The organism is Actinoplanes sp. NPDC048796, assembly GCF_040650035.1.
Classification (GTDB): domain Bacteria; phylum Actinomycetota; class Actinomycetes; order Mycobacteriales; family Micromonosporaceae; genus Actinoplanes.
In genome coordinates this window covers 972,636-994,907 of record NZ_JBEZGO010000001.1, presented here as the reverse complement: position 1 = coordinate 994,907, position 22,272 = coordinate 972,636, and the positions used below count along the sequence as shown (strand labels likewise).

Genomic DNA, 22,272 nt, shown 5'->3' with positions numbered 1-22,272 from the left:
GCCACGGCGCCACGCCGATAGACTTTCCCCCCATGAGCGAATCCCTCCCCGCCTCCGACGGTCTTCTTTCCGGTGTCACCTCACCGGGTGACCTCAAGCGCCTCAGCCCCGACCAGCTGACCCTGCTGGCGGCGGAGATTCGCGACTTCCTGGTGGCCAAGGTGTCGCGGACCGGTGGTCACCTCGGGCCCAACCTGGGTGTGGTCGAGACCACTCTGGCCCTGCACCGGGTCTTCGACTCGCCGCGCGACCGCGTGCTCTTCGACACCGGGCACCAGGCGTACGTGCACAAGATCGTGACCGGGCGGCAGGACGGCTTCGACATGCTGCGGCAGCGGGGCGGGCTCACGGGTTATCCGAGCCGGGCCGAGAGTGAGCACGATCTGATCGAGAACTCGCACGCGTCGACCGCCCTGTCGTACGCGGACGGTCTCTCCAAGGCTTTCGCCCTGCGCGGCGAGGACCGGCACGTGGTCGCCGTCGTCGGTGACGGCGCGCTGACCGGTGGCATGTGCTGGGAGGCGCTCAACAACATCGCCGCCGCCAAGAACCGGCTGGTCATCATCGTCAACGACAACGGCCGGTCGTACGCGCCGACCATCGGCGGGCTGGCCGACCACCTGAGCACGCTGCGGCTCAACCCGGGCTACGAGCGGGTGCTCGACCTGGTCAAGGACGCGCTGGGCAACACGCCGGTGGTGGGCAAGCCGGTGTACGAGGTGCTGCACGCGGTCAAGCGCGGCATCAAGGACGCGGTGAGCCCGCAGCCGATGTTCGAGGACCTGGGCATCAAATACATCGGTCCGGTCGACGGGCACGACGTCCAGGCGATGGAGTCGGCGCTGCGCCGGGCCAAGGGCTTCAACGCCCCGGTCATCGTGCACTCGGTGACCCGCAAGGGCTACGGATACCGGCCGGCCGAGCAGGACGAGGCCGACTGCCTGCACGGGCCGGGCGCCTTCGACCCGCAGACCGGCGCGCTGACCGCCAAGCCGTCGGTCAAGTGGACGCACGTGTTCTCCGAGGAGCTTGTGAAGATCGCCGACGAGCGGCTGGACGTGGTCGGCATCACCGCGGCCATGGCCGAGCCGACCGGCATCGCCGAGCTGGCCCGTAAATACCCCGAGCGGGTGTACGACGTGGGCATCGCCGAGCAGCACGCGGCCACCTCGGCCGCCGGGCTCGCGATGGGCGGCCTGCACCCGGTCGTCGCCGTCTACGCCACCTTCCTCAACCGCGCGTTCGACCAGGTGCTGCTCGACGTGGCGATGCACGAGCTGCCGGTGACCTTCGTGCTCGACCGGGCCGGCATCACCGGGCCGGACGGGCCGAGCCACTACGGCATCTGGGACATGAGCGTCTTCGGCGCCGTGCCCGGCCTGCGGATCGCCGCGCCGCGCGACGCCGCCACCCTGCGCGAGGAGCTGCGCGAGGCGGTGGCGGTCGACGACGGCCCGACGATCGTGCGGTTCCCGACCGGTTCGGTCGCGGCCGACCTGCCCGCGGTGCGCCGGATCGGCCAGGTCGACGTGCTGCGCGAGGACGAGCGCAAGGACGTGCTGCTGGTCGCGGTGGGCTCGTTCGCGGCCCTGGCGATGGATGTCGCCGGCCGGCTGGCCGAGCAGGGCTACGGCGTCACGGTGGTCGACCCGCGCTGGGTGCGCCCGGTGCCGATCGAGCTGGCCGGCCTGGCCGCGCAGCACCGCCGGGTGGTCACCGTCGAGGACGGCATCCGGGCCGGCGGCGTCGGTGACGCGGTGGCCGCCGCGCTGCGCGACGCCGACGTGGAGGTGCCGCTGCGCGACTTCGGCGTCCCGGCCGGTTTCCACCCGCACGGCTCCCGGGGCGAGATCCTCGCGTCCCTCGGCCTGACCGCCCAGGACATCGCGCGCGAGGTCATCGGCTGGGCCTCGCGGCTCGAGGCGGACGCGGAGCCCGCGCAAGCCTGATTAAACGCTGAAAAGCCGCGGAACGGATTCTGACCGGGGCGACACCGTTATCTGCTCGTTACCTTTGAGGTATGAGCGTTGCCGGCAACACGGTGATCATCGACCTCGGTCTTGATCGGGGCGAGCCCGAGACGTACGGCTCACCCAGCCGTTCCGCGTTCCCGGGCTGGTTCCCCGCGGCCGTTCTGGCCGTGCTCGTCCTGTTCACCGCGACCGCGTCGGCCCAGCCGGCCAAGTCGCCGATCCGGCAGGTCTTCAGCCTCCAGATCGGCCCGGCCGACGCGTACGCGATGAGCGACGACGGCCAGCTCCTGGCCCAGACGTTCGGGCTGCTCAGCTCGTACGACCTTCAGTCCGGCCGAACCCTGTGGGAGGCCGGGCAGTCCACCCCGGCCTACCGCCTGCGCCTGGGCGGCGGCCTGGTGTTGATGCGCCCCTGGAACGCCGGCACCAACGACCCGGGCACCACCGCCGTCTCGGTGACCGACGGGGTGTCCCGCTGGACCCGCGCCGGTCAGGTGGTCACCGTGGCCGGCTCGCCCACCCTGCTCGCGGTCACGCCCCGGCGCAGCCAGTCCGGCGCCGGCCGGCGCGTCGAAGGGCCGATCCAGGCGGTCGACCCGATGACCGGCCGGACCCGGTGGACCGTGCCGGTGCCGGGCAGCGCCGTGCTCACCGGACTGCCCGGGCCGGGTGACGCCGGCACCCGGATGCTGCTGGTCCACGACAACCGCACGATGGAGGTCCGCGACCTCGTCACCGGCGAACAGCTGGTCAGCCGCCAGGTGCCGCCGGCCGACTACGATCCGGCCAACCCGGCCGTCGTCAGTGGCCTGATCCTGCTGCGGCACCCCGGAAACCCCGGCATGGAGATCTCCGCGTACGACCCGGAGACGCTGCGCAACGTGTGGACCATGCCGGCCGACGGCGCGTACGACATCCAGGAGTGCGGCCTGCTGGCCTGCCTGAGCGGGCCGGACGGGATGCGGGCGATCGACCCGTTCACCGGCGACGTGCGCTGGCGGCAGCCCGAGTGGCGGGGCCTTCAGCGGTTCGGGGCGATGTACGTCGCGTACGGCTCACCGGAGCACACCTCGACCCTCGGCCTGATCGACCCGGACGCCGGAACGCTCCAGGTCGACCTCACCGGCTGGCGCCCGGTCACCGGCAGCGGCCTCGACGGCCACCTGCTGGTGACGCGCTCGGTCGAACCGGGAAGCCGTACCATGGTCGCCGTCGCCCGGCCGGGTGAACGCCGTCCACGGCTGCTGGCCGATCTGCCCACGGGCACCGGCGACTGCCAGTCGGCGCCGAGCCGGCTGGTCTGCCGCACGATGTACGGCCAGCTCGTCGTCTGGGCGTACGGCCTGAAGGGTTGAGCATTGGCGCTGATCGAGCTGGACCTGACCGCCCAGCCCGACCCGGCGCCCAGCTCGCCGCCACCCGCCCACCGTTACCGGCTCGGTGGCCTGATCCTCGCGGCCGTGCTCGTGATCGCCCTGGGCGCCTCGGTGCCGGCCGAGCCGGTGCTCTGGCGCTATCTCGGCTCGGTGCCGGTCACCCGCGGCCTGGACGAGCCGTTCGAGCTGGCCGGCGGCGGCGTCTACACGATGAACGTGATCGGGCACGGCCGCGACGTGATCGCGTGGAGCCTGGCCGAGCCGCCGCGGCAGCTCTGGAAGACCCGCTATCAGCTGCCGGAGGAGAACCCGGACGGTCTCGGCTACGGGGGCTTCCACCTCGACCAGGCCGGCGACGTCGCCCTGAGCTCGCACGGGCCGATCACGACGGTGCTCGACCGGCACAGCGGTCAGGTCCGCTGGTCGGTGCCGATGGGGGTGGCCCCGCTGGCCGGCGGCCGGATCGGGCTCGTCCAGGAGCCGCGGTTCCGGCCCGGCACGGTCTACGACCAGAAATCCGGCGACCCGGGCCCGATCTATTTCACGGCCACCGGTGAGCCGCATGTGCAACCGCCGACCCGCACCGACCTGAGCGGCGTCGACCTCTACACCGGGGCGAAGGTCTGGACGGTCAGCGCCGCCGGTGCGGTCGTCGCCACCGTCGCGCCCGGCGATCGGCCGGCCGTGCTGCTGCTCACCTCGGACGGGCTCGAGCGCATCGACGGCGTCACCGGGAAGGTGCTCCGCCGGACGGCCCTGCCCGAGGTCGAGGGGCGGTCGCCGATGAGCGGGGAACTCGTCGGCGACCAGATGATGATCTATTACCACAACACCGACGGCTATCTGGCGTACGAGGCCGCGTACTCACCGGAGACTCTGGCCGCCGCCTGGACGCGCCCGGTGCCGCAGGTCATGGTCCAGGCGGCCGTCTGCTCGGGGCTGACCTGCGGGAACACCCCGTCGGGGCTGGAGGTGCTCGACCCGGCGACCGGCCGGCCGCGATGGCGGGCGCCCGCCAGCGTCGATGTGACCCGCTACGGCCGCTACGTTCTCGAGACGGAGAACCAGAGCGGAGAGCCCGTACGCCTCGTCGACCTGGCGACCGGGGCCCCGCGCGCCGACCTGTCGGGCTGGCGGGCTCAGGTGCCCGCCGCGGCCGGCCAGCCGATCGTCCTGCGGCGCGGCCTGGAAGGCGGTGTGAGCGAGTTCGGGCTGGTGGACGCGCCGCGCGGCCGGGTCCAGGTGCTCGGCACGACCAGTGTGCCGATCAGCGACTGCGCCTCCGACGCGCGGCACATCGTCTGCCGGGCCGAGGACAGCCTGCGCATTTGGGCATACCGCGGCTAGCCGCCGGGAGCGCACACTGGGGGAGGCCGGGGGAGGCGGCATGACGAACGTCGTGATCGACCTCGGTGAGGCGCCCCGGGACGCCCCACCGCCTCCGCCCGATCCGCCCGTGCCGCTCCGGCTGCTGCTCGCGCTGCTGTCGTGCGCGCTGCTCGCACTGCTGGCCGCAGCCGGGCCGGTGCCCCGCTCGGCGGCGCCGATCGTCGTGCCGGCGAGCCTGGGCGACGCGGTGCACGTCTTCGGTGACCAGATGTTCCTGGTCAGCGGATCGACAGTGGTGGGCAACGGTGTCCGGGTGCGCACGATCGACACGTACCGGCTGCCCTCGGTCCGCCCGGTCGACGGCACGGTCGTGACCGTGTCCGGGGCGATCGACCAGGTGCTGCGGGTGGGCGACACGATCGTGGTGAGCTATCAGCTCGACGCGAGCGGCCGGTGGGCGGTCGTGGCCGTCGCCGCCGGCACCGACGACACGCTGTGGCGCCGGCCGGCCCGGCTGGTCGGGGTGGCCGGCGGTCAGGTGCTGCTGGCGGCCGAGGAGGCCTCGCTGGCGGTGGACGCCGGCACCGGGATGATCCGCTGGTCGGTGATCCGCCCGCCGAACGGGGTGATCACCGAGGCCGGCCCCCGGCCGGGCTACCCGCGCTGGCTGGTGGTCCAGTCGCCGAACGGCCGGCTGGAGACCCGGGACGCGTACACCGGAAAGCTCGTCGCCGGCCGTACCGTGCCGCTCAGATCCGAATATGTCTGGCCGGTCGGCGATCTCATCACCGTCGACACCCGCGACGGTTTCACCGCCTACCATCTGCCCGACCTCACGTTCCGCTGGCGGACCGCGGCCGATCTGTCGCAGAGCTGGATGCAGGCCGACTGCGGCGCCCTGATCTGCACGTTCCGGCAGCAGACGGGCATGGTGGCGCTCGACCGGGAGACCGGGCGGGCGCTGTGGTCCTCGGAGCTCTGGGCGTACGCCGAACCGGCCGGCCCCTACCTGGCGGCCACCCGCCTCGACCGGCGCATCGACGAACCGGCGGTGTGGCTGCTCGACCCGGCGACCGGGAAGGCCGTCGGCGACTTCGGCCGCTGGGAGAGCCTGGGCCGCACCGACGACGGCATGATCTACGGCAAGATCGACGTCCGCGGCGAGTACGTCCTCTACTACGGGCTGCTCGACCCGGCCCGCCAGGCGATCCGGGTCACCGGCGCGGCCTCCGGCGTCTCCGGCAACTGCCGGGCCGCCACCGGGGTGCTGATCTGCCGCCTGCTCGACGCCTCGGTCGCCGTCTGGCCCCTTCGGTAGCCTTTCACTTACGGCCTCTTCACACCCGGTCGACGAGGCTGTACCCGGTTGTCGACGGAGGTCTGCGGTGCGTGTGCTGGTGGTAGAGGACGAGCGGAACCTCTGTGACGCGATCGCCCGGGGGCTGCGCCGCAAAGGCATGGCGGTCGACGTGGCGTACGACGGCCTCCAAGGTCATGAAATGGCCTATGTGACCAGGTACGACGTCGTGATCCTCGACCGTGACCTGCCCGGCATGCACGGCGACGAGATCTGCGCGGCGCTGGTCGAGTCGGGCGCGCTGACCCGGGTGCTGATGCTGACCGCGAGCGGCACGGTCGCCGACCGGGTCGAGGGCCTGCAACTCGGCGCCGACGACTACCTGCCCAAGCCGTTCGCCTTCGACGAGCTGGTCGCCCGCGTGCAGGCGCTGGGCCGGCGGGCCACCCCGGCCGCGCCGCCCGTGCTGACCGTCGGCAACCTCGTGCTCGATCAGACCCGCCGGGTCGTCACCCGCGGCGGCACCCCGATCGACCTGACCAACAAGGAGTTCGGCGTCCTGGAAGAGCTGCTGAAGGCCCGAGGGGGCGTGGTGTCGAGTGAGGAACTGCTCGAACGGGTCTGGGACGCCAACACCGACCCCTTCACCACGACGGTACGGGTGACGGTGATGACCCTGCGCAAAAAGGTCGGCGACCCGCCGCTGATCGAGACGGTGGTCGGCGCCGGATACCGGGTGCCGGAACCGGTCGTCCTCTCATGACGGTCTACTCCGGCAGCGCCCACCGCAGCCTGCGGCTGAGCCTGCGCCCCACCCTCCGCCTGCGGCTCACCCTGCTCAACGGCATCCTGCTGGTCGGCGCCGGCGCCATCCTCGTCCTGCTGGCCTGGCTGCTGGTCAGCGACGCGATGGGCTCCGGCGAGGCCCTGCGCTCGGGCACAAGGGTGATGCTGGAGAACGGCGAGACCCGCGACGCGGTCGAGTGGCAGAGCACGCTGGTCTCCCAGGCCTCCCAGGAGGTGCTGGTCAAGGGCCTGGTGGCCCTGCTGGCGATCGGCATCATCGGCACGGCCGGCGCGTACGCGGTGGCCGGCCGGGCGCTGCGCCCGCTGCACGCGGTCACCCAGACGGCCCGGCGTCTCGGCGAGGAGACGCTGGACCAGCGCATCCGCTACTCGGGGGCGGACGACGAGGTGGCCGAACTGGCCCGCACGTTCGACGCGATGCTGGACCGCTTGGCCGGCGCGTTCGAGTCCCAGAAACGCTTCGTGGCGAACGCGTCGCACGAGCTACGAACCCCGCTGGCCGTCATGCGGACCGAGATCGACGTGACCCTCAGCGACGACGAGGCCGACGTCGCGGAGTACCGCCGCATGGCGAAGGTGGTGCGCAACGCCTCGGAGAGGGCGAACGGGCTGGTCGACGCGCTGCTGGTGCTGGCCCGCTCGGAAGCCCAGTCGGGCCGCCGCCTGGTCCGCAAGGTCCCGGCCGACCTGGCGATCAGCGTGACGAACGCGCTGTCGGCGGTGCGGGCCGAGGCGGAACGCCTGAAGCTCCAGGTGACGACCGACCTGCAGCCGGCCTCGGTGGTGGGCGACCCGTCCCTGCTCGACCGCCTGGCGGGCAACCTGATCGAGAACGCGATCCGCTACAACCACCTGCTCGGCAGCCTGTGGCTGCGCACGTCGACGGTGGGCGGCCAGGCGGTCCTGGTGGTGGGCAACACGGGCTACGAGGTGGAGCCGGCCGACGTGCCGGGCTTGTTCGAGCCCTTCCGCCGCGGCGGCTGGGAACGCACGGGCTCCCGCGGCTCGGGCCTGGGCTTGTCGATCGTCCGAGCGGTCTGCGACGCCCACGGAGGCACGGTCTCAGCGGTGGCCCAGGACGGCGGCGGCCTGGAGGTCACGGTCAAGCTCCCGACGGCCGACGCCACCCCGGTCGTGGCCGCCACGGCCGCGGTCAAGCGAGCCAAGGGCCTGGGCGTCGGATAGTCTTCGCAACTCCGTTATAGTCATGTTTCCGACAAAATGAACAAAGCTCATATAGCGCCCTGCATGCTGGTTGTCGACAGTTGTCGCAGCAACTAGTGAGGTGAGCGATGCGTGGGCCGTTGATCGCGACAGAAATAGACGGAATTCCCTTACTGATTGAAGTTGCCGCTGTCTCCGGTAATGAGCCAACGTCGGTTAACAGATTGAATCACTTGACCGATGTTCTGGAAAATGCCAATGCAGTTGTCGAAAGGATGGCAGTAGCTGCTGCGCGTACCGCTCAACGAGTGACTCGGCGTGTCGGAAGTCCTGAGCAAGTCGAGGTTCAGTTCGGCATTAAGTTTTCTACCCAAGGCACCGTCATCCTCGCGAGTGCAAATGCCGAAGCATCGTTGAACGTAAAAGTTATATATGGCCGCGGCCCCACCGATCGCGAATTCCCGGAGAGTGCTACTGAGCGGCCAGCGGATGGCGGTAAAGAGGACGAGCGTGCCGACAACTGAACTGTCAGGTGCTACCGCCTACCATGGTCGGGTCCTTGGTGAAGATGGGGTACCGATTGGTACCTGCTTCCAAGCAGTCCCGGGAATCTTAGTAACGGCGCACCACGTCCTTGACGAAATTGGACGCGCGGTGATCGGGTCGACTGTGTATTTCGAACCGATGGTTAAAAGGCTGGACGGTCAAGAGCCCACAAGAATAGGTGCAACAGTCGAAAAGCTGGACGTGGAAGGCGATATAGCGATCCTGCGGGCCGAGGCGCCGCTCGCCACTAGTGTCCTTCTCTTCAGCTTTGCGTCCATCCAGCCGCCCTCTATGCCTGTTTCTCTCGTGGGATTCGCGGAACGGCGCGAAGCAGGGTGGCCTACTCAATATGATGTCCTCACGGCTCGTGGTGTATGGGAAGGGCAAGCTCAGCAAAGCGGATCGATTGTTACCTATCAAGTAGTTGCGGACGGCGTTGAAAGAGGAATGAGCGGCTGTCCTGTCCGTCGCGTCGCTGACGATGCTGTCGTAGGAATGTTAAGTAGTCGATTTAACAGCGATGACCGATGGTCGCCCGGAAGGGTGCGGATTACTTCGGCCGAGCGAATCGTTGAGCTCCTAAAGAATTACGACTCTATTGCCATCCAGCGGCGGCATATTCCACAGCAGGAGCGAGGTAAGTTATCAGGCGTGGTGCTTGATCGTCTTCAGTTGCGCGATAATCCTATATATTTCACCCCTCCGGAATGGCAACGTCCTCTTCTGGATGCGGCGGCGGCATTCGCTGCCGGTAAGACGGTGGTTGTAGTGTCGCAGCCGGCAGTCGGATCGACGACCTTTGCAGAACGTTTCCTTGCTACAAATTCTCCGCCGTCGATGCGTTTGGTTCGATTGGATCCTGGGGAGTGGGATAAGCCCAGAGCTGGTGCAATTCCGCTGAAGGCTCAAGAGTCTTTTATGCTCGACCTGCGTGACCCAGAACAAGATCTGCCATCAGAGGACTTCTGGAAGAGCGTTAGTGAGATGGCTCCGGATCGGGCTAGTCTCCAATCCCCGCTAATAATAACGATCCGAGAAAGTCTGTGGAACCCCGTCCATGGGGAGCATCTAAAAAACATTCAAGCTGTCTATCTGAATGATGCGCCTAGCTCAATCGAATTGGTTCAGCGCCATCTGGCTAACCGAATTCCCTTATTGAGTGAGATGGTCGATGCTTCGGCTGTTCAAAAACATCTTGTAGGAATGACAGCAGTGCAAGCGGTTGATGCGGTTAGTCGTATCGTCCGGCTGTACCAGCAACGTGTCGTCGATGGGCAGATCCCACTCGACAAATTCCAAGACGATGTTGTAAATCTTCTGGATCGCCACGAAGAAGAGTTAGATGAATTATTCTCTGACCCCGCCGACTGGAGCCCGCGCGACAAAGAGTCCAAGGCTCCGCTCAAGCTGCGGGACAGATGTCTGCTGCTCAGTTTGGCTGGTCGAGAGCGGAGCCGATTCGATCGGCTCGAGACAGATAGCGTCAACCTCCTCGGCAGACTGACCTCTAGCTCTTCTCGGAATCCCGCAGCGTCCAGGGCGGAGGCCCATGAGGTACTTCAGGGCGACGGTCTACGTGGACGCCTTGGACGTATCGGAGCTGATGTTGAGAGGGGTGGATGGATTGCCTTCCGACGTGCAAACTATGCAGACGCGGTTCTGCGGTATGTCTGGGAAAATTATAGTGTTGTTCGCGGACCGCTGGCTTCTTGGCTTGTAGATGTTTCCACCGAGGGGTCAACGCAGGCTACAAGAGTGGCTGCCGTACTGACTGCTCAGATCCGGCGGACGCAGGATTTCGGGTTCGTCAAGGAGCAGCTCGTACCCTTAACTCGAACAGCATCAGCCGATGCGCTCTTGACCAGAATCTTGTCCGATCTGCTCCGCGACCAGCATATGCAGCCTCAAGCAGAGCGGTTGTTGTACAATTGGGCGACGCGACAAGAGCTGCAAGCGATTGTAGTCGAGGCGGCCCGGGGTTTGCTGGGGACCTCTCGCGAGATCATTGGTCTGCGCAGGCTGCGTCGGGTTGCAGATGCAGAAAGGCATGCTGCCGGCATTTTAGAACGTATTCTGAAGATATTCCGTGACGCCGCAGCTGACCCAGAAGCGCAAAGCAGATTCTTATCTGCTGTGAATTCTTGGTGCGCCGAGTCTCCCAGATCCCGATCGTCTCAGCTAGGTTTTATTGCTGCTTTGTCCGCCACCGTGAATGGCTCACTTTGGCTGCTGAGTAGACCTGTGTTAAATGCCTACGCTGTGCCAATGCTTTCTGAGGTGCTGATGGATCGAACGGTTCACGATGCACTTGCTTCTGCTGTAATGGAAATTATTGCCACGAACCCCAGCGACGAGACAATCTTCGAGCTGCTTGCTCGAGCCGCTGCCCGGGGGGCCGGAGGCGCTTTCTTTGACTTCTGTCTTAATCTCAAGGAATTTGAATCTGATTTGGCAAGTGATCCAGTAGATCGGCTCATGTCGAAGATTAAAATTTCCGCTGCTGATGTCGATGGCCATGCGTTGGAAGATTGAGTTGCTTCGGCGACGGGTTGAAGAAGTGCGCAACTCTGACCCTCTATTTGTCGAGTCGGCAGATTCAGGTTTGTATTTTGAAGTATTCTTCTCTGGCGTCTTTCGCCCCGGAAATGCCCGGCATTCGAATCGATCTAGCGTAGTGAAGAGTGAGATCGTAGAAGTTTGCTCCTCCGTGTGCAGAGAATGGTCTATTGATCAATCTGAAGCCGCAGCGGACGCGATTAATGCACGGCTCGGTGTGCCCTACGACTGTCCCAGAGATTATTTCCGAAGCATGGCAGTTCGAGTGGAGATAGTCCGGGAAGAGGAGTCACGTAAGACCGCGCGCAGGATGCGAATCGAGCGGGCGAGGATCGAGCGCCTCCAATTCCTCCGGAATGCTCTGTATTCCGATCCTGCTCTCGTGATGATCGAGCATTTGGATCGACACCCTGAAGATGTGTCGCGATTGGGACGTGTCGAGGATTTCCGCGCGTTGGCCGAAAAGCTCAAGTTCACCGAAAAATGGTGGTGGCCCATACAACTTGCATGGAGTCAGTTGGCGACTGATACTAAGTCGTCCGAGGGTAGAGAATACTCCATAGGCGTGCTAGTCGATGCAATTAAAAGAATCGATGCACGATTGGCTGACCAGTACAAAATTGCGGATTTGACTGACCGGAAGGATCAGTAACCGGGTGACGAAGGTGCCGAAGACGCGGTTAGCGACTCCGGCACCTGACTTCGTCAGCTCTTCGTTTCGACCTGGGCCCTGAGCTTGGGGAACTCGGTCTTGGCGGCGGTGATGGACTTGAAGTACGAGATGATCATGCCGAAGCTGCCCTCGTCGGCCCAGGCGCACAGGGTGAAGGTGGTGCCGGCGGTCTTGCCGCTGCCGCACTTGGCGTAGCCGCCCAGGGTGCCGGTGGGGGCGGTGACGATGTTGTCGATTTTCAGGCCGCCCACGCCGGCGCCGTAGAACGTGGAGTCGAGCTCCGTCTTCGGGTTGGCGATCGGGACCGCGGCGGCGGCCAGCACGACGATGTCCTCGTCGCCGACCGTGCCGTACAGGGCGCCGATGGCCTTGGTGACGCCGGGCATCGTCTTCAGGCTCGACTCGAGGCGTTCGGTCTGCGGCGCGAACTGCTGGTTGGTCAGCTTGGGGCGGCCGCCGAGCTTGGCCGGTTCCACGATCTTGATGGTCGGCGCCGGTGGGCGGGTCGGCTCGGTGGTGCGCGGGGCCGGGTCGGTCGGTTCCGCCGTCGACGTGACGGTCGGGGTCACGTCCGTACCCGTGGAACTGGTGTTGTCGTCCTTGTTGTTGTTGGCGACCAGGTAGATGGCCACCGAACCGCCGACGCACAGGACCAGCACGATGGCGATCGCCGTGAGCACGATCGGCAGCACCTTCGACTTCGGCTTCTGCGGCGGCGAAGGCGGAGGATAGCCGGGCTGGCCGTACTGGGGCTGCTCGTACTGGGGCTGACCGTACTGAGGTTGACCGTACTGCGGCTGCGTGTAGTCGGCCGGCGGCCCGTACTGAGGCTGGGTGTAGTCCGGCTGCGGAGGCTGGCCGGGAGCCGGATACGCCGTCGTCGGCGGATATTGCGGCCCGGGCGGCACGGAGCCCGGAGCGTTGCCCGGCTGGCCGGGATAGGGCTGGTAGGGCTGGCCGGAGGAGGGCTCACCCGGGTTGGGCTGGCCGGGGTACTGGGGCTGGCCGGGGTACGGGGGCTGCGACATCGAGCGCTCCATCATTCGGGTACCTCCGGAGCCTATCGGCCTGCGGCAATGACGCATCTCCGGTGGTCGGGGGAGGTGTGACACACCGAAACGACGATGCCCCGCGCTCCTTCGAGGAGCCCGGGGCATCGGCCTTCAAACCAGGATCAGGCGGGCAGCGAGGCCACGCCCTTCGGCAGGAACCGCTTGCCGGTGACCCGTTCCGAGGTTCCACTGCGGTCCAGGTACGGCGTGACGCCACCCAGGTGCAGCGGGTAGCCCGCGCCCAGGATCATGCACAGGTCGATGTCCTGCGCCTCCGCGACCACGCCCTCGTCCAGCATGATCCGGATCTCCTGGGCCAGCGCGTCCATCGCCTTCTGCCGTACCTCGTCGGAGGTCAGCGGGGCCGAACCGCCCTGGATCAGCTCGGCCACGGCCGGGTTGATCTCGTCGTCCACCATCACCGGGAGCTTGGCGTCGACGATCCGCTTGAGGTTCGGCGAGTCGAGGTAGCGGTCCGGGAACGCCCGGTGCAGGGTCTCGCCCACGTGGTACGCCACGGCCGGGCCGACCAGCTGCAGCAGCGCCATCGGCCGCATCGGCAGGCCGAGCGGGTCCATCGCCACGTTCACCACGTCGAGCGGGGTGCCGGCGTCGATCGCCTGGAAGATCTCGCTGGTGACCCGGGTCAGCAGCCGGTTGACCACGAACGCCGGGGCGTCCTTGACCAGCACCGACGACTTCTTCAGCTCGCGGCCGACCGCGAACGCCGTGGCCAGCGTCGCGTCGTCGGTCTGGTCGCCCTTGATGATCTCGAGGAGCGGCAGGACGGCGACCGGGTTGAAGAAGTGGAACCCGACCACGCGTGACGGGTGCTCCAGGCCGGCCGCCTGCTCGGACACCGACAGCGAGCTGGTGTTCGTGGCCAGGATCGCCTCGGGCGTGACGATCTTCTCGAGCTCGGCCCAGATCTGCTTCTTGAGCTCGAGGTTCTCGAAGACCGCCTCGATCACGAAGTCGGCGTCGGCGAACACCGACTTGTCGACCGAGCCGCTGACCAGGCCGCGCAGCTTGGCGGCGGTGCCCTCGTCGAGCCGGCGCTTGGCGACCAGCTTGTCGATCTGGTCGATGACGTACTGCACGCCCTTGTCGACGCGCTCCTGGTCGAGGTCGGTGAGAACCACGGGGACCTGCAACCGGCGTACGAAAAGAAGCGCCAGCTGCGAGGCCATCAGGCCCGCGCCGATCACGCCGACCTTGGTCACCTTGCGGGCGAGCGACTTGTCGGGCACGCCGACCGGGCGCTTGGCCCGGCGCTGCACCAGGTCGAACGCGTACAGGCTGGCCCTGGCCTCATCGCCCATGATCAGGTCGGCCAGCGCCTGCGTCTCGGCGCCGGTGCCGTCGGAGAACGACGAGTCCTTGGCCAGGGCGAGCAGCTCGAGCGCCTTGTTGGCGGACGGGACGGCGCCGTGCAGCTTCTCGTCGAGCTGCTGCTTGGCGAAGAAGAGCACGCCCTCCCACATGTCCTTGTCGACCTCGGGGCGCTCGACAGTGACCTCGCCCTTGACGACGCCGGCGGCCCACTCGAGCGAGCGCTCCAGGAAGTCGGCCGGCTCGAACAGCTGGTCGGCCACGCCGAGCTCGGCCGCCTGCTTCGGGCGCAGCGTCTTCTGGGTGAGCGGGTTCTGCAGGATGACCTGGGCCGCGCCCGGCACGCCGATCAGGTTGGGAAGCAGCTGGCTGCCGCCCCAGCCGGGGATCAGGCCGATCGCGACCTCGGGCAGGCCAAGCGCCGCCGCGCCGCCGGAGACCGTCCGGTAGTGGCAGTGCAGGGCGACCTCAAGGCCGCCGCCCAGCGCCGCGCCGTTGATGAACGCGAACGTCGGGATCGTCGAGTCCTTCAGGCGGGCGAAGACCCGGTGGCCCAGCTCGCCCAGCTCGACGGCCTGCTCGCGCGAGGTGATGTACGGGATGCCGGTGATGTCGGCGCCGACGCAGAAGATGTACGGCTTGCCGGTCAACGCGATGAACGCCGGGCCCGCCTCGGTGGCCTTGGTGATCGCCTCGTCGAGCGACGCCAGGCCACCCGGGCCGAAGCTGTTCGGCTTCTTGTAGTCGAGGCCGTTGTCCAGGGTGATCAGGGCGGCCTTGGCGGAGAGGCCGGGGACGTCCACGAAGCGCAGGAGCGCCTTGGTGACGACCTCTTTGGGGTGCTCGATCACTTGTCCGCTCCCGTCCAGTTCGGGTTCTCCCAGATCACGGTGCCGCCCATGCCGATGCCGATGCACATGGCGGTGAGGCCGTAACGGACCTCGGGGTGCTCGGCGAAGTGGCGCGCGAGCTGCGTCATCAGCCGGACGCCGGACGAGGCCAGCGGGTGGCCGATGGCGATGGCGCCGCCCCACGGGTTCACCCGCGGGTCGTCGTCGGCGATGCCGTAGTGGTCGAGGAACGCCAGCACCTGGATCGCGAACGCCTCGTTCAGCTCGAACAGGCCGATGTCGTCGATGGTCAGGCCGGCCTTCTTCAGGGCCTTCTCGGTCGACGGGATCGGGCCGTAACCCATGATCTCCGGCTCGACGCCGACGAAGCCGTACGACACCATCCGCATGGCGATCGGCAGGCCCAGTTCGCGCGCGGTGTCCTCGCTGGCCAGCAGCGCGGCGGTGGCGCCGTCGTTGAGGCCGGCGGCGTTACCGGCGGTGACCCGGCCGTGCGGGCGGAACGGGGTCTTGAGGGTGGCGAGCTTCTCCATCGAGGTCTCGCGAGGAGCCTCGTCGGCCGTGGCCAGGCCCCAGCCTTGTTCGGCGTTGCGGATCGCGACCGGGACCATGTCGGGCTGGAGCTTGCCGTCGGCGTACGCCTTGGCCGTCTTCAGCTGCGAGTTCAGGCCGTAGCGGTCGGTGCGCTCCTTGGTGATGCCCGGGAGGCGGTCGTGCAGGTTCTCGGCGGTGGAACCCATGACCAGCGCGGACGGGTCGACGAGCTTCTCGGCCAGGATGCGCGGGTTGGGGTCGACACCCTCACCCATCGGGTGGCGGCCCATGTGCTCGACGCCGCCGGCGATCGCAACGTCGTAGGCGCCCATGGCGATGCCGCCGGCGACGTTGGTGACGGCGGTCATGGCGCCGGCGCACATGCGGTCGATCGCGTAGCCGGGGACGGTCTTGGGCAGCCCGGAGAGGAGGGCGGCGGTGCGGCCGATGGTCAGGCCCTGGTCGCCGATCTGGGTGGTGGCGGCGATCGCTACCTCGTCGACCCGGTCGGGCGGGAGCTGCGGGTTGCGGCGCATGAGCTCGCGGATGCAGCGGATGACCAGGTCGTCGGCGCGGGTCTCGGCGTACATGCCGTTGGCCTTGCCGAAGGGGGTGCGGACGCCGTCTACGAAGACGACCTCGCGTACTTCACGGGGCACAGCAAGCCTCCTTGCGGGCGAGCCCTGAGGGTGTGAGTTCCGATGCTACTCGCCGGTAACTACGGGCGGGTAGGTGGTTGCTGGAATGTCACAGGGCTATTTCGGCCGGCGGGGTCCGGGGTTGCGAAAACCCAGGTCCCGCCGGCCGCGCGCACGCCGGTGGCTCAGGCCGCCGCGGGATCCGGGATGACCTCGGCCAACCGCGTGGCCAGGAGGACCGTCTGCCAGTTTCGCGCGCCGAAACCCTGGAGGGTCGTGGTGATCGTCTGAGGGGTTATGTCCTCGGGCGGGGACCAGGCCAGGCGGCGGATGTAGTCGGGGCTTATCAGGTTCTCCGGCGGGAGCGTGTGTTCTTCCGCCGTGGCTATGACCACCTGGCGGCAGCGGGCCAGGCGGGCGGCCGCCACCGGGTCACGTTCGGCCCAGCGGTGAGGTGGGGGCGGGCCGTCCACCGGCTGGTTCACGGGCAGGGCGTCGTCGGGGAGCGCTCTGGCCTCGTCCAGGGCGTCCAGCCAGACTCGGGCCAGGCGGCGGACCGAGCGGCCGCCGAAGCCGGGGATGGCCAGCAGGGTGCGCTCGTCCTTCGGGTCCTGTTCGGCGGCGGCGACTATCGCCGAGTCGGGCAGGACGCGGCCGGGGGCGCTGTCGCGGCGGGCGGCCACGCCGTCACGGGCGTACCAGAGAGCGCGTACCCGGGATTGGGCCCTTGCTCCGCGTACGCGGTGTATGCCGGAAGTTCGGCGCCAGGGGTCGGGGCGTGTCCGTGGTGGGCGGTCGGCGCTGGCCACCAGGGCCGCGAACTCCTCGGCGGCCCAGGCCGACTTGCCCTGCCGGTCCAGTTCCGCGGCCAGGTGGTCGCGGAGGTCGGTCAGCAGCTCCACGTCCAGGGCGGCGTAGGTGAGCCAGGACTCCGGCAACGGGCGCGTGGACCAGTCGGCGGCGGAGTGGTGCTTCTCCAGCGAGTAGCCGAGCAGCTGCTCGGTCAGGGCGGCCAGGCCCACCCGCTCGAAGCCGGCCAGGCGGGCGGCCAGCTCGGTGTCGAACAGGCGCCGCGGCTTCATGCCGATCTCGGCCAGGCAGGCCAGGTCCTGGCTGGCGGCGTGCAGGACCCACTCGCTGTCGGCCAGGGCGGCGTCCAGGGTGCGCAGGTCGTCCAGGGGCAGCGGGTCGATCAGGACGGTGCCGGCGCCCGCCCGCCGCAGCTGGACCAGGTAGGCGCGCTGGGTGTAGCGGTAGCCGGAGGCGCGCTCGGCGTCCACCGCCACCGGGCCGGTGCCGGCGGCCATGCGGGCGACGACGTCGGCCAGCTCGCCGGAGGTCTCCACCGGGCGCGGAGTGCCGTCGCGGGGCGCGGTCAGGGGTACAGAAGGGGCGGGCGCGGCGTCGGGACCACCAGACGTCGGGTCGGGCGGCTCGGCTTGCGGTCGTCCGTCCCTTGCGGGCTCCGGTGCGTCCCGACGGAGCAGGGGTGCGTCGTCGGTCACTCCGTTACCGTACGGGGAGCCCACCCCACCCGCGCGCAGCCGGGTCCCGGCGCGCCGATTCTCGATCTTTCTTCCGGTCGCCGTGGCGCTGATCCGAACGGCCGTTTGCTCCGTACTACCCTCCGCAGCGCCGTTTACCCGGGAGGCCGCGCCGGATGACCATGACCTTCGAACCGTTCACGCCCGCGGGCACGGCTGAGCAGCGCCAGTACGACGGGCGGCGCCGCGCGGGCGAGCCCGCGGCCGCTCCGGCCTGGGAAGAAACGCCCCGCTGGGAAGAAGCGCCCCGCTGGGAAGAGCCGGCCCGCTGGAACGAACCGGCCGGCGACCCCTGGGCCGAGCCGGCGCCCCGCGCGCGACAGGGATGGGTCGAGGATCCGCAGTGGCAGGTACCGCAGCAGCGGCAGCCGCAGGCGCCGCGCTGGCACGAGGAGATCGCGGCGCCGGTGGCGGTACCGGCGGCCGGCGAGCCTGAGCCGCGGCGCTCGGCCGTCGGCGGGCGGATCAAGCCGCTCGTCGTCGGGGTGGTCGTGCTCCTGCTCCTGGTCGCGGGCTGGCAGGCGTACCGCATCGAATCGATGAGTGACCACAACCAGAGCCTGGCGTCCGGCCTGGCCGCCGAGAAGGACCGGACCGACCGGCTCGAGCAGCAGCTGGCCGGGGTCTTCGATCCCGAGACGGTCTCGTCGAAGGTGCTGCCCAGCGTGTTCCGGGTGCGCGCCGGCAGCTTCACCGGCACCGCCTTCTCGGTCGGCACGAAGGTCAAGGGCAACGAGTCGAACCTGATGACGAACTACCACGTGGTGGCCGAGGTGTGGACCGGCGGCGGGCGCCGGGTGTCGCTCGAACGCGGCAGCACCAAGATCACGGCGAGCATCGTCGATGTGGACAAAGGTAAGGATCTGGCGCTGCTGCACGCCGACACGAAGATCGCGGGACTGGTGGCGGCGCCGGCGACGGTCAAGCCGGGCCAGCAGGTCGTCGTGGTCGGGGCGCCGCTGGGGCTCGACGACACCGTGACCACGGGTGTGATCAGCGCCTACCGGCCGGACGACTCGGACGGGCCGACCATCCAGTTCGACGCGCCGATCAACCCGGGGAACTCCGGTGGGCCGGTGGTCAACGCGACGGGGCAGGTGGTTGGGCTGGCGACTGCCAAGGCTAAGGATGCTGAGGGGATCGGGTTGGCGATCCCGGTGAAGACCGCGTGCGCGACCTTTGCGGTTTGCTGAGCTGTGCTGCTGGCCTCGCTTCGCTCGGCGGGCACTTCGCCCCTTGGGGCAAATGAGTTGAGCCCGGTTTACCAACGCCGCACACCCCGCGGCGTCGGTAAACCGGGCTCAACTCATTTGCGGGCGAAGTGCGACTTTGGTTGCGGTCAACCCGCGCGACGGCGGGCGGTTCGAGGGGGTTGTACGGGGGTGGGGCAGCCGAGGCGCTGGCGGGGGGTCGAGGGGTTGTGCGGGGGTGGGGCAGCCGAGGCGCTGGCGGGGGGTCGAGGGGTTGCGCGGGGGTGGGGTCAGCCGACGCGCTGGTGGTCGGTTAGGGGGGTTACGCCGGGTGGGGGGAGGCCGGCGGTGGAGGCGAGCATGGCGCACCAGCCGAGCAGGTGGGCGGTGAAGTCGTCGGCGGTGGGGGTCCAGGAGGCTCGGACCTCCAGGTCGGCGGTGGGGGGTGGGCCGGCCAGCTCGCCGAAGCGGGTCGACGTGGTCTGGGTGATCGTGCCGCCGATCGCCGTGTAGGCGGCGGCGTGCTGGGCCAGGCCGTCGGTGAGCCAGGTCCAGGCCACCTCGGGCAGCAGCGGGTCGTCGGCCAGGTCGGCCTCGAGCTCGGCCGTGACCAGCGTGACCAGCCGGATGTCGCCGTGCCAGGCCTCGTGGCCGGCCGGGTCGTGCAGCAGGATCAACCGGCCGCCGGCGACCTCGTCGCCGGAGCGCAGCACGGTCGCGCTGAGCGCGAACGCGTAGGGCGCGAGCCGCTGCGGTGCCGCGATCTCCTCGAGGAGGATCTCGGGCCGGGGCGCCGGGACCCGCAGGCCGGCGACCGCGCGCGCGAACGCCGGAGGTTCAGCGGAGGGGGACGCCATGGGGGAAGACTATGCCGCCGCCGCGTGTCCGTAGCCGATCGGCGCGCCCCGCGTGTCGTGGCACGATGGCGCGGTGACCACAGTCTTGAGCAATTCTGCTTTCGTGCGGGCCTGCCGCGGCCTCGACGTGCCGCACACCCCGGTCTGGTTCATGCGGCAGGCCGGGCGTTCCCTGCCCGAATACCGCAAGATCCGTGAGGGCATCGGCATGCTCGACTCGTGCCGGCGTCCCGACCTGGTCACCGAGATCACCCTGCAGCCGGTGCGCCGGCACCACGTGGACGCGGCGATCCTGTTCAGCGACATCGTGGTGCCGATCGCGGCGGCCGGCATCGACCTCGACATCGTGGCCGGCACGGGCCCGGTCGTGGCCGAGCCGGTGCGCACGGCGGCCGGCGTCGAGCGGCTGCGGCCGATCACCCCGGACGATGTCGGCTTCGTCGCCGAGTCGGTCCGGCTGCTGGTCAAGGAGCTGGGCAGCACGCCGCTGATCGGTTTCGCGGGGGCGCCGTTCACGCTGGCCAGCTACCTCATCGAGGGCGGGCCGTCGCGGACCTACCTCAAGACCAAGGCCATGATGTACGGCGAGCCGGCGCTCTGGAACGCCCTGATGTCCCGCCTGGCCGACATCACGCTGGCCTTCCTGCGTACCCAGATCGAGGCCGGGGTCAGCGCCGTCCAGCTCTTCGACTCGTGGGCGGGCGCGCTGAGCGAGGCCGACTACCGCGAGCACGTCCTGCCGTACTCGACGCGGGTGCTGAGCGGGCTGGCCGACGCCGGCGTGCCGCGCATCCACTTCGGGGTCGGCACCGCGGTACTGCTCGAGGCGATGGGCGAGGCGGGCGCCGACGTGGTCGGTGTGGACTGGCGTACGCCGCTGGACCAGGCCACGAAGGTGATCGGGCCCGCCAGATCGGTGCAGGGCAACCTCGACCCGGCGGTGCTGTTCGCCGGCCGCGAGGTCGTCGAGCGTGAGGCGCGCCGGGTCCTCGAGCAGGGCCGGGCGGCGCCCGGTCACGTCTTCAACCTGGGCCACGGCGTGATGCCCGAGACCGACCCGGACGCGCTGACCCGGCTGGTGGCCTTCGTCCACGAGACGTCCGCTCGGTAGGTCACACTCCGCGACCCCCACCGAGGCGACGGGGGCGGCAAGTGGAAGGGTTGAGTTCGTGCGGAAGCGGGTTGCGGTCATCGGAGGCGGCATCGCCGGCCTCGCGGCGGCCGTGCGGCTGCGGGATCTGACGCCGCCGGACACCGAGATCATCGTGTACGAGCAGAGCGGCGCCCTCGGCGGCAAGCTGCGCACCGGTGAGCTGGGCGGGGTGACCGTCGAGCGGGGCGCCGAGTCGTTTTTGATGTCGGGGACCGACGGCGCCGAGTCGGCGGCGGTCGGGCTGGTCAGGCGGCTCGGGCTGGGCGACGCGATCAAGCATCCGGCCAAGGTTCCGGCCGCGCTGGCCTTCGGGGGGCGGCTCGCGCCGATGCCCTCGGGAACCCTCGTCGGCGTACCGGGAAATCTGGCGCAACTCGGCGACGTGGCGCACCCGGACGCCGAGCGTGACCACGACGCGGGCCGTCCGCTGCTCGCCGCCGGCGAGGACGTGGCGGTCGGGGCGCTGGTGCGGGACCGGTACGGCGACGAGGTCGTCGACCGGCTCGTCGACCCGATGCTCGGCGGGGTCTACGCGGGACGGGCCGACGGATTGTCGTTGCAGGTCACGATGCCGCAGCTGGCGCGGACGGCGCGGATCGAGCACACGCTGCAGGACGCCGTGCGGGCCGCGCAGCGGGCGAGTCGCCGCGAGCCGGGCAAGCCGATCTTCGGCGCGGTCGAGGGCGGCATGAGCCGCCTGGTCGGCGCGGCGGCCGCGGCCAGCGGGGCGCGGATCAGCCTGGGTCTTCCGGTACGCGAGATCGCGCGCACGGCCGATGGGTGGCGGCTGCTGCTCGGACCGGTGCCGGCGCCGCGGACCGACGACGTCGACGCCGTGGTGGTGGCCGTGCCCTTCTCACCGGCGGCGCGTCTTTTGTCCGATGTCGCGCCGGCCGCGGTCGCGGCGTTGGGCCGCCTGGACTACGCGAGCGTGGCGTTGGTGGGACTCGCGCTGCCGCCGGGAACGCCGCTTCCGGATCTGTCCGGATTCCTGGTCCCGCCGAGCGAGGGGACGCTCGTCAAAGCGGCCACCTTCTTCACCACGAAGTGGTCGCTGCCGGGCGACGGGCCGGTGATCGTACGGGCCTCGCTCGGGCGGGCCGGCGAAGAGGAACGGCTCCAGTTCGACGACGCGGTGCTGCTGTCCCGGGCCGTCGACGAGCTGGGGCAGCTGATCGGTGACGAGCTTCCGCCGCCGGCCGCCTCGTGGGTGCAGCGCTGGGGCGGTGGCCTGCCGCAGTACGCGCCGGGTCACCTCGACCGGCTGGCCGCGGCCCGGGCCGCGCTGCCGCCGGGCCTGGCCCTGGCCGGCGCGGCGTTCGACGGGATCGGCATCCCGGTCTGCATCGCCAGTGGCGAGCGGGCCGCCGAAGACGTGAGCAAGATGCTGGAGGGTTGAG

The 22,272-nt window shown here is 69.1% G+C and carries 17 protein-coding genes; 12 read left to right on the top strand and 5 right to left on the bottom strand.

Annotation, left to right across the window (positions count from 1 at the left end; genetic code table 11):
• Window positions 1-32: 32 nt before the first annotated feature.
• The 9 genes from dxs (at window position 33) to AB0C26_RS04670 (ending at window position 11,700) form a co-directional block, all read left to right on the top strand.
• Window positions 33-1,949: a 1-deoxy-D-xylulose-5-phosphate synthase gene (dxs, locus tag AB0C26_RS04710; protein ID WP_360241503.1), complete on the top strand. Its 1,917-nt coding sequence runs from the start codon at window positions 33-35 to the stop codon at window positions 1,947-1,949.
• A gap of 71 nt (window positions 1,950-2,020) precedes the next feature.
• A complete protein-coding gene (locus tag AB0C26_RS04705; RefSeq protein ID WP_360241500.1) occupies window positions 2,021-3,328 on the top strand; it encodes a PQQ-binding-like beta-propeller repeat protein in 1,308 nt (435 codons plus the stop codon).
• 3 nt (window positions 3,329-3,331) lie between these two features.
• A complete protein-coding gene (locus AB0C26_RS04700) occupies window positions 3,332-4,696 on the top strand; it encodes a PQQ-binding-like beta-propeller repeat protein (RefSeq protein ID WP_360241497.1) in 1,365 nt (454 codons plus the stop codon).
• A 40-nt stretch (window positions 4,697-4,736) separates the two neighbouring features.
• Window positions 4,737-5,996: a PQQ-binding-like beta-propeller repeat protein gene (locus AB0C26_RS04695; RefSeq protein ID WP_360241495.1), complete on the top strand. Its 1,260-nt coding sequence runs from the start codon at window positions 4,737-4,739 to the stop codon at window positions 5,994-5,996.
• Between the two features lie 67 nt (window positions 5,997-6,063).
• The gene (locus AB0C26_RS04690; protein ID WP_097322137.1) at window positions 6,064-6,738 is read left to right on the top strand and encodes a response regulator transcription factor; all 675 of its coding nucleotides are present in this window, start codon (window positions 6,064-6,066) and stop codon (window positions 6,736-6,738) included.
• Window positions 6,735-7,967, top strand: a complete 1,233-nt coding sequence (locus AB0C26_RS04685; protein WP_360241490.1) for a HAMP domain-containing sensor histidine kinase — start codon at window positions 6,735-6,737, stop codon at window positions 7,965-7,967. The genes AB0C26_RS04690 and AB0C26_RS04685 overlap by 4 nt, the downstream gene beginning before the upstream one ends.
• A 107-nt stretch (window positions 7,968-8,074) precedes the next feature.
• Window positions 8,075-8,470: a CU044_2847 family protein gene (locus AB0C26_RS04680; protein WP_360241488.1), complete on the top strand. Its 396-nt coding sequence runs from the start codon at window positions 8,075-8,077 to the stop codon at window positions 8,468-8,470.
• A complete protein-coding gene (locus tag AB0C26_RS04675) occupies window positions 8,457-11,024 on the top strand; it encodes a hypothetical protein (RefSeq protein ID WP_360241485.1) in 2,568 nt (855 codons plus the stop codon). The genes AB0C26_RS04680 and AB0C26_RS04675 overlap by 14 nt, the downstream gene beginning before the upstream one ends.
• Window positions 10,996-11,700: a hypothetical protein gene (locus tag AB0C26_RS04670; protein WP_360241482.1), complete on the top strand. Its 705-nt coding sequence runs from the start codon at window positions 10,996-10,998 to the stop codon at window positions 11,698-11,700. Before AB0C26_RS04675 ends, AB0C26_RS04670 begins: the two co-directional genes overlap by 29 nt.
• A gap of 53 nt (window positions 11,701-11,753) precedes the next feature.
• On the opposite strand, the gene AB0C26_RS04665 is transcribed toward AB0C26_RS04670, so the two are convergent.
• The 4 genes from AB0C26_RS04665 to AB0C26_RS04650 form a co-directional block, all read right to left on the bottom strand.
• Window positions 11,754-12,749 (bottom strand): hypothetical protein, encoded by a 996-nt coding sequence (locus AB0C26_RS04665; protein ID WP_360241479.1) that lies wholly within the window; start codon window positions 12,747-12,749, stop codon window positions 11,754-11,756.
• A 146-nt stretch (window positions 12,750-12,895) separates the two neighbouring features.
• Window positions 12,896-14,956 carry a 3-hydroxyacyl-CoA dehydrogenase NAD-binding domain-containing protein gene (locus AB0C26_RS04660; protein WP_360241476.1) on the bottom strand — a complete coding sequence of 687 codons (2,061 nt, stop codon included), beginning with the start codon at window positions 14,954-14,956 and terminating at the stop codon, window positions 12,896-12,898.
• The gene (locus AB0C26_RS04655; protein ID WP_360241473.1) at window positions 14,953-16,149 is read right to left on the bottom strand and encodes a thiolase family protein; all 1,197 of its coding nucleotides are present in this window, start codon (window positions 16,147-16,149) and stop codon (window positions 14,953-14,955) included. Before AB0C26_RS04655 ends, AB0C26_RS04660 begins: the two co-directional genes overlap by 4 nt.
• A gap of 164 nt (window positions 16,150-16,313) precedes the next feature.
• Window positions 16,314-17,615, bottom strand: coding sequence for a ribonuclease D (locus tag AB0C26_RS04650; protein WP_360243524.1), 1,302 nt, complete (start codon window positions 17,613-17,615; stop codon window positions 16,314-16,316).
• A gap of 173 nt (window positions 17,616-17,788) precedes the next feature.
• Here AB0C26_RS04650 and AB0C26_RS04645 point away from each other — a divergent pair, with 173 nt between their 5' ends.
• Window positions 17,789-18,865 (top strand): S1C family serine protease, encoded by a 1,077-nt coding sequence (locus tag AB0C26_RS04645; RefSeq protein WP_360241470.1) that lies wholly within the window; start codon window positions 17,789-17,791, stop codon window positions 18,863-18,865.
• A gap of 287 nt (window positions 18,866-19,152) precedes the next feature.
• On the opposite strand, the gene AB0C26_RS04640 is transcribed toward AB0C26_RS04645, so the two are convergent.
• The gene (locus tag AB0C26_RS04640; protein WP_360241467.1) at window positions 19,153-19,719 is read right to left on the bottom strand and encodes a DUF3000 domain-containing protein; all 567 of its coding nucleotides are present in this window, start codon (window positions 19,717-19,719) and stop codon (window positions 19,153-19,155) included.
• 73 nt (window positions 19,720-19,792) lie between these two features.
• Here AB0C26_RS04640 and hemE point away from each other — a divergent pair, with 73 nt between their 5' ends.
• The gene (hemE, locus tag AB0C26_RS04635; protein ID WP_360241464.1) at window positions 19,793-20,830 is read left to right on the top strand and encodes a uroporphyrinogen decarboxylase; all 1,038 of its coding nucleotides are present in this window, start codon (window positions 19,793-19,795) and stop codon (window positions 20,828-20,830) included.
• A gap of 58 nt (window positions 20,831-20,888) precedes the next feature.
• Window positions 20,889-22,271, top strand: a complete 1,383-nt coding sequence (gene hemG / locus AB0C26_RS04630) for a protoporphyrinogen oxidase (RefSeq protein WP_360241461.1) — start codon at window positions 20,889-20,891, stop codon at window positions 22,269-22,271.
• The last annotated feature ends 1 nt before the right edge of the window (window position 22,272 follow it).

What these genes read in the sequence shown, in the direction of transcription:
- dxs (WP_360241503.1), top strand. Translation starts at nt 33, where the DNA reads ATGAGCGAATCCCTCCCCGCCTCCGACGGTCTTCTTTCCGGTGTCACC.
- AB0C26_RS04705 (WP_360241500.1), top strand. Translation starts at nt 2,021, where the DNA reads ATGAGCGTTGCCGGCAACACGGTGATCATCGACCTCGGTCTTGATCGG.
- AB0C26_RS04695 (WP_360241495.1), top strand. Translation starts at nt 4,737, where the DNA reads ATGACGAACGTCGTGATCGACCTCGGTGAGGCGCCCCGGGACGCCCCA.
- AB0C26_RS04685 (WP_360241490.1), top strand. Translation starts at nt 6,735, where the DNA reads ATGACGGTCTACTCCGGCAGCGCCCACCGCAGCCTGCGGCTGAGCCTG.
- AB0C26_RS04680 (WP_360241488.1), top strand. Translation starts at nt 8,075, where the DNA reads ATGCGTGGGCCGTTGATCGCGACAGAAATAGACGGAATTCCCTTACTG.
- AB0C26_RS04670 (WP_360241482.1), top strand. Translation starts at nt 10,996, where the DNA reads ATGTCGATGGCCATGCGTTGGAAGATTGAGTTGCTTCGGCGACGGGTT.
- AB0C26_RS04665 (WP_360241479.1), bottom strand. Translation starts at nt 12,749, where the DNA reads ATGTCGCAGCCCCCGTACCCCGGCCAGCCCCAGTACCCCGGCCAGCCC.
- AB0C26_RS04645 (WP_360241470.1), top strand. Translation starts at nt 17,789, where the DNA reads ATGACCATGACCTTCGAACCGTTCACGCCCGCGGGCACGGCTGAGCAG.
- AB0C26_RS04640 (WP_360241467.1), bottom strand. Translation starts at nt 19,719, where the DNA reads ATGGCGTCCCCCTCCGCTGAACCTCCGGCGTTCGCGCGCGCGGTCGCC.